Raw genomic sequence first — 6,470 nt, forward strand, 5'->3', positions numbered from 1 at the left:
CCTCGCGGGTGCTCAGCAGCAGGTCGAAGCGGCGCGCCTGCAGCATGGTCGGCCCCGCGTCGAGTGCGCTGATGGGCTCGACCGCCCAGCCGTGACCGCGCGCGATGGCGTCCTGCACCGAGCCGGCCAGCACGCCCACGCGCAGGCCCTTGGGCAGAAGCTTGCCGTCCCAGGCGGGATCGGGAGCCTCGCCACCGCGACCAAACAGCGCCAGGTGGCCGAATACGGGAGCCCAGGCGACGTCGGGCCGGCCTTGAGCATCGAAGGGGAAGCGCAAGCTGCGCAGACGCTCGGGCGTGGTGCCGAACAGCAGCGCGATGTCGACGCCGCCCTGGGCCAATGAGGCCGACAGGCGGCGGTTGGGCAGGCGCAGCAGTTCGCCCTGGCAGCCCAGGCGTTTGAGCGCCTCGCGCACGGCGACGACCTCCCAACCTGGCGGCTCGGGAAAGTCGGGGCCCTGGCCCAGCAGGCCCGGCGGCGAGGCAGCATCGCTGAAGCCGATGCGCAGTGGCTGCGGGCAAGGCGCCGCGCAAGCCGACGTAGCCACCCAGCACAGCAACAGGGCCAGGAGCAGCAGGCGGGTCATCGCGCCAGTTTAGGCCTCGGGTTCAGCGCCATAACCGGTAAGCCYAGAAGGCTTCCTCCGCCTGGATGCGGCGGCGCAGGTCCTCGGGGCTGAAGCCGGTCAAGCGGCGCGTCTCGCGGCAGAGATGGCTCTGGTCGGCGTAGTCGTTGTCGGCGGCGATGTCGGCCCAGTTCACACCGGCGCCGGCCTCGGCGGCAGCCACCGCGTGGAAGGCGTTCTCGGCGCGCGACACGGCGCGCAGTTCGCGCATCGGCAAGCCGGCCCAGGCCTTGATGCGGCGCTCGAGCTGGCGCAGGCTGCGGCCGGCCGCGCTGGTGGCGGCGCGCACCGCCAGGGCCTGGGTCCAGTCGGCATAGCGGTGGCCGGGGCGCTGCGTGCCCAGGGCCTGCCAGCGTGGCAGCAGGAAGTCTTCGAGCAATTGCAAGCGCGTGGCGTCATCGGGCGCGGCGGACATCTGCTCGGCCCAGGCCAGCCAGTCCGCGGGCAGCACCTCGCGCGCATCGACGACCCGGTTGACGTGGCGGTCCAGCGCGACACCAGTCAGCGCGATGAAGGCGTCGGGCAACAGCAGCAGCTTGAAGGCCCACACCTCGCCGAGGTTGCGCGTGTGCGTGGGCAGCGTGAACGGCCCGCCGAACAGCACGGGCGCGTGGCGGCGCTCCGGCGGCGGTGTTGAGAAACCCGGTGTTGCCAGCCATTCGCTGCTGCCCTCGGCCCACCAGAACAGCTGGACCAGCGGTGTTGCGGGAAAGTAGTTCTCGCGCTGCACGGCATCGAGGTTTCGGCCGCGCGTGTCGCGCAGCATCACGCCACGCACGCAGCCGGCGAGGGCCAGCGGCGGCAGCCAGAGGCGTGTGTGGGCTTGCATCGCGATCAGTGTCGCATTCGTTCAAGACCCGTCCGCCCCGGGAGCGCAGCATCACGGTCCATGACGACGCTGACCTGGAACGACCTCCCTTCGCACCCCACCCGCTGGTGGGGCTTCCCCGTGCTGATGGCCATGCGGCGCGACTATCTCGCGGTGATCTCCGCGCAGCGATCGCTGGGCGATCTGCCGCGCCAGACCATCCTCGGCGAACGCGGCGTCGATGTCTTCGACCCGGAACTGGTGCGCGAGGTCATGGTGGACCATGCCGACGCGCTGATCCGCTGGGCGCGCGGGCCCGAGGTGTTTTCCCAGCTGATGGGCCAGTCCGTCCTCGTCACTGAAGGGCCCACCTGGCAGCGCCAGCGCCGCATGCTGATGCAGGCCTTCACCCCCAAGCGCGTGGCCGGCTATGCGGCGCTGATGACCGATGCGGCCGTCGCCGGGCTGGCCGGCGTACAGGACGGCGAGGTGGCGATGGACACGCTGTTCAGCCACCTGACGATGGACGTCATCTCGCGCACGCTGTTCAGCACGCCGATCGGCGCCGACACCGCGGCCGCTGCGCACGCCGTGCAGGTGCTCAGCGAGACGGCGCTGGCCGAGATGTTCTGGCCATTCACGCTGCCCGACTGGCTGCCGCTGCCGGGCAAGGCCGCCAAGCGGCGCGCACACAAGCTGATGCACGGACTGCTGGGCGGCCATGTCAACGCCCGGCGCGCGTCCGGCGACGGCAAGCCCGACCTGCTCGGCATGCTGATGGCATTGCGCGACGAGGCGACCGGCGAGGCGCTGTCGCCACAGGAGGTCTACGACCAGTGCATGGTCAGCTTCCAGGCCGGCCATGAGACGAGCGCGACGGCCCTGCTGTGGTGGAGCTGGCTGCTGGCGGCACACCCTGAAGCCCAGGCGCGCGCCCGGGCCGAAGTTGATGCCGTGCTGGCCGGCAGCGTGCCAACGGCCGATGACGCGGGCGCCCTGCCTTTTCTGTCCGCCACGCTGAAGGAGGCGATGCGCCTGTACCCGCCGGTGGCGGCCGTCATGACGCGCCGCCTGACGCGTGAGATTACGCTGGGCGGCGTGCGCCTGCCGGCCCGCACGCTGGTGCGCGTGACGCCCTGGCTGCTGCACCGCGACCCGCGCTGGTGGCCGGATGCGCCGCTGGCCTTCAAGCCCGAGCGCTTCATGCCAGGGGCTGCACACGAAATCCCGCGCGGCGCCTACATCCCCTTCGGCCTGGGCCCGCGCGTCTGCCTGGGCCAGCATTTCGCGGTGCTGGAGATGACGCTGATCGMKGCGCTTCTGCTGCAGCGCTTCGAGCTGAGCCCGGCCGGCAACGAGGCGCCCAAACCGCGCATGGCCGTCACGCTGCGGCCCGAGTCCGGCCTCACACTGAGGCTCACTTCACGGAGGGCGGCATGAACCCCTGGCTCGTTGGCGCGGCGGCGCTGGTCTTCGTCATCGGCCTGGCGCACTCATGGCTGGGCGAGCGCATGCTGTTCCGCCATCTGCGCGCTGGCGGCCTGGTGCCCGTCGGCGGCCAGCCGGCACTGCGCGAATTCCAGACCCGCATCCTGTGGGCAAGCTGGCATGTCGTCACGGCCCTGGCCTGGGCACTGGCGGTGGTGCTGGCGTGGCTGGCCCAACCGGCGGTGCAGGCGATGTCCGGCGGCATCATCGAAGCGGCCGCCGCCACGGCGTTGGCGGTCAGCGGCGGCCTGGTGCTGCTCAGCAACCGCGGCCGTCACCCGGCCTGGATCGCGCTGCTCGCGGCGGCCGCATTGGTGCTGATGTCTCAGCGGTAGAAAGCCTCGACAGCACCCTTGAGCTTGATGCACAGCGGCCGGCCCTTGCGGTCCAGCGTCTTGCCGGCGGGCACCTTGATCCAGCCCTCGCTGATGCAGTACTCCTCGACGTCCTGGCGCTCTTTGCCGTTGAAGCGGATGCCGATGTCGTGCTCGAAGACGGCGGCGACGTGGTGAGGGCTGCGCGGGTCGACGCTGAGATGGTCGGGCAGTTCGGGGCGGCTGGGGGTGTCAGGCATGGAATAGGGCGGGCGGAGAAGCAAACCGGCATTCTCGCGCGCAAGGTGGGGGTTCCGCACGGGCGCACTTGGCGCCAGCATCGCGCCCATGACAGAGATCACCCAGCTGCTGACGGCCCTGGCGTCCGGCGAGACCGAGGCGCGAGACCGCCTCTACACCCTGCTCTACCCCGAGCTCAAGCGCCTGGCAAGAAGTCATCTCGCCGGCCACGCACCGATGACGCTGGAGCCGGCGGCACTGATCCATGAGGTCTGGCTGAAGAGTGCGGGCCGCGAAGCCGCGCAGCACCGCGCGCAGTTCTTCGCCCACGCCAGCAAGGTCATGCGCAGCGTCATCATCGACCACGTTCGCGAGCGCCACGCCGACAAGCGCGGCGGCGGGCAGGCCGAGGTGACGCTGTCGACGGCCGCGCTGGAGCAGATCGCACCGCCCGATGTGCTCAAGCTCGACGACGTGCTGCAGATGCTGGAGCGCGCCGACGGCCGCGCCCACCAGGTCGTCGAGATGCGCTTCTTCGGCGGCCTGGAGCTGGAGGAGATCGCCGAGCTGCTGGGCGTTTCGGTGCCGACGATCAAGCGCGACTGGCGTAAAGCGCGGGCCTTCTTGTTCGACGCGTTGCAGGCGTGAAATGAAACCCCTCGTCCGGTCGCGCCTCGCTGAACGCGGGCCATCCCAGCCGGCCTTGCAGGCCGCGCAGCCGGCAGAGCCGCTGCTCTTCGGCAGGCACGACAAGTCCACTGGACTTGCCGTGTCCAGCCTCAGCCCCCGTGGGGACGGCGATGCTCGCGGCATCAAGCCGCGAGCACATCGCCTGACGGGCCGGCTTGGGAGCGGCCCGGCGCTCGGCCCGATTTGCCGCCGCGGCCAGTTGACGTGAACACCACTGACCGGGCCGGCGCGCTCGCCGCCTTCGATGAATGGCAGGACGCGACGCCGGCCGAACGTGAAGCCCTGCTGGCCGAGTTGCCACCGGCACAACGGGAGCAGCTGGAGGCCCTCATCAACGCTGACCGCGTGGCCGAAGAGCGCGGCTTTCTGGCCAAGCCGGCGCAAGTACCGGGCGCTCCCGAACTGGCCGGCCAGGTGCTGGGCGCGTGGACCCTCGTCGCGCCGCTGGGCAGCGGCGGCATGGGCGAAGTCTGGCGAGCGCGGCGCAGCGACGGTGCACACCAGGGCGAGGCGGCGATCAAGCTGCTGCACAGCCCGTGGCGCGGCGAAGGGAACCAGGCGCGCTTTCGCCGCGAGGGCGAGCTGCTGTCGCGGTTGACCCATCCACACATTGCCCGCCTGCTGGACATCGGCGACGCCCTGGTCGGCGCGACGCGCACGCGCTACCTGGTGCTGGAGCTGGTGGAGGGCGAGCGCATCGATCGCTGGTGYGAGCTGCAGAACCTTCATGTGAACGAGCGGCTGCGGCTCTTTCTGCAGGTGTGCGACGCGGTGGCTCATGCGCATGCGCGCCTGGTCGTGCACCGCGATCTCAAGCCGGGCAACATCCTTGTCACCGCGGACGGCCAGGTGAAGCTGCTGGACTTCGGTGTCGCCAAGCTGCTTGTTGATGACACCGGCGCGGAGCTGACTGCGCAACTGCCTGCGGGCCTGACGCCTGAGTACGCCGCGCCTGAGCAGCTGCGCGGCGAGCCCGTCAGCACCGCCACCGATGTGTTTGCGCTGGGCCGCCTGCTGTGCCTGCTGCTGACCGGCCAGCGTGAGCCTGCGGCCACACTGCGCGGCGACCTCGCCCTGATCGTCGGCCGCGCGCTGAAGGAGCGCCCCGACGAGCGCTATGCCGGCGCCAGCGCACTGGCCGACGACGTGCGCCGCCATCTCGAGCACCGCCCCATCCTCGCGCGGCCCGACTCGCTGGCCTACAGAAGCGCCAAATTCGCGCGCCGCTACCGGCTGCAGTTGGTCGCGCTGAGCCTGGTGCTGGCCAGCCTGCTGGCCGGCATGGCCACCACCGCCTGGCAATGGCGCGAGGCCGCGCGAGAAGCCGAACGCACGCGGCGCGTGCAAAGCGTGCTGACCGAGCTGCTCGCCGGCCTCAGCCCCGACGCCTCCGGCAGCGCGACGGTGCCGATGATCGAGCTGCTCAGGCGCAGCTGGGCCGAAGCCAAGCGACGGCTGGGCGATGACCCGGCCATGCTGGCCGAAGTGGCCCGGCCACTGGGGCTGCTGCTGAACCAATCCGGCGACATGCCCCTGGCGGCCGAAGCGCTGTCGCTCGCACACGCCCAGCTGCAGGGCCGCGGCGAGACGGGCCGCGATGTCGCCTTCGAGCTGGCCAATGCCCGCAGCCGCCTGGGGCAGATCGACGATGCGCGCGCGCTGCTGATGGGGTTGGTGCCTGCGGCGCCGGCGCAGGACGACGCGGTGGCCTTGTCCGCCCTCGCCCATCTCGGCGAGATGTCCATGGAGGCCGGCCGCCTCGACGAGGCGCAGTCGCTGCTGACGCGGGCCGAGCAAGGGGTTCGCGAGCGTTTCGGCACGCGCCATGAGCGCTATCGGCGCGTGGCCGATGCGATGTCCAGCCTCGCCCGGGCCCAGGGGCGCTGGGACGATGCGCGGCGCTGGCTGCAAGCCCTCGTCGATGCCAGCGAAGGCGCGGGGCGGCTGATCGCCGCCCAGGCCCGGATGGCCGTCGCGACGATGGAGGTCGAACTGGGGCACCACGTCGCCGCCCTGCCCCTGCTGCGCGCCAGCGTGCAGGAGCTGCAGGAAGTGCTGGGACCGGCCGACCTCAACACCGTCTCGACGCGCACCTGGCTGGCCACCGCGCTGTTCCACGCCGGCCGACCCGACGAGGCGGCGCGCGAAGCGGAGCTGGCGTTGGCGCAGGCCCGCCGCGGCGGCGAAGCCCAGGCGACCGCCGTCGTGGGGCTGGTGGCAGCACGCCAGCAAATGCGCCGTGGCGAGCCGGCCGTGGCCGAGGCGCGGATGCGCCCGCTGCTGTCCACGCTGGAAGAGGCAGGAC

6 protein-coding genes and 1 pseudogene are annotated in these 6,470 nt (G+C 71.5%); 4 read left to right on the forward strand and 3 right to left on the reverse strand.

All coding sequences use genetic code 11. From position 1 onward, the window contains the following. Both AC1DU6_RS16305 and AC1DU6_RS16310 read right to left on the reverse strand, forming a co-directional pair. Positions 1-586, reverse strand: a pseudogene (locus AC1DU6_RS16305) (hypothetical protein); the annotation flags it as partial. A 22-nt stretch (positions 587-608) separates the two neighbouring features. Continuing rightward, a complete protein-coding gene (locus AC1DU6_RS16310; protein ID WP_477858327.1) occupies positions 609-1,454 on the reverse strand; it encodes a helix-turn-helix domain-containing protein in 846 nt (281 codons plus the stop codon). 60 nt (positions 1,455-1,514) lie between these two features. Here AC1DU6_RS16310 and AC1DU6_RS16315 point away from each other — a divergent pair, with 60 nt between their 5' ends. Further along, on the forward strand, positions 1,515-2,873 hold the full coding sequence (locus tag AC1DU6_RS16315; protein WP_477858329.1) for a cytochrome P450: 1,359 nt from the start codon (positions 1,515-1,517) through the stop codon (positions 2,871-2,873). Then, positions 2,870-3,256: a hypothetical protein gene (locus tag AC1DU6_RS16320; RefSeq protein WP_457352441.1), complete on the forward strand. Its 387-nt coding sequence runs from the start codon at positions 2,870-2,872 to the stop codon at positions 3,254-3,256. Before AC1DU6_RS16315 ends, AC1DU6_RS16320 begins: the two co-directional genes overlap by 4 nt. Here AC1DU6_RS16320 and AC1DU6_RS16325 read toward each other — a convergent pair. After that, positions 3,247-3,495 (reverse strand): DUF3297 family protein, encoded by a 249-nt coding sequence (locus AC1DU6_RS16325; protein ID WP_056204906.1) that lies wholly within the window; start codon positions 3,493-3,495, stop codon positions 3,247-3,249. The two genes, AC1DU6_RS16320 and AC1DU6_RS16325, sit on opposite strands and share 10 nt — an antisense overlap. Before the next feature lie 88 nt (positions 3,496-3,583). On the opposite strand from AC1DU6_RS16325, the gene AC1DU6_RS16330 reads away from it, so the two are divergent. Together AC1DU6_RS16330 and AC1DU6_RS16335 are read left to right on the forward strand one after the other, a co-directional pair. After that, entirely contained in the window at positions 3,584-4,123 is a 540-nt protein-coding gene (locus tag AC1DU6_RS16330) for an ECF-type sigma factor (RefSeq protein WP_056204908.1), read from the forward strand. A 246-nt stretch (positions 4,124-4,369) separates the two neighbouring features. Beyond that, on the forward strand, positions 4,370-6,470 hold a 2,101-nt coding region (locus AC1DU6_RS16335), incomplete at its 3' end, for a serine/threonine-protein kinase (RefSeq protein ID WP_477858332.1).

Source organism: Roseateles sp. P5_B10 (assembly GCF_056400485.1).

Coding starts and splice junctions, on each gene's coding strand:
- AC1DU6_RS16320 (WP_457352441.1), top strand. CDS start 2,870: ATGAACCCCTGGCTCGTTGGCGCGGCGGCGCTGGTCTTCGTCATCGGC.
- AC1DU6_RS16325 (WP_056204906.1), bottom strand. CDS start 3,495: ATGCCTGACACCCCCAGCCGCCCCGAACTGCCCGACCATCTCAGCGTC.
- AC1DU6_RS16330 (WP_056204908.1), top strand. CDS start 3,584: ATGACAGAGATCACCCAGCTGCTGACGGCCCTGGCGTCCGGCGAGACC.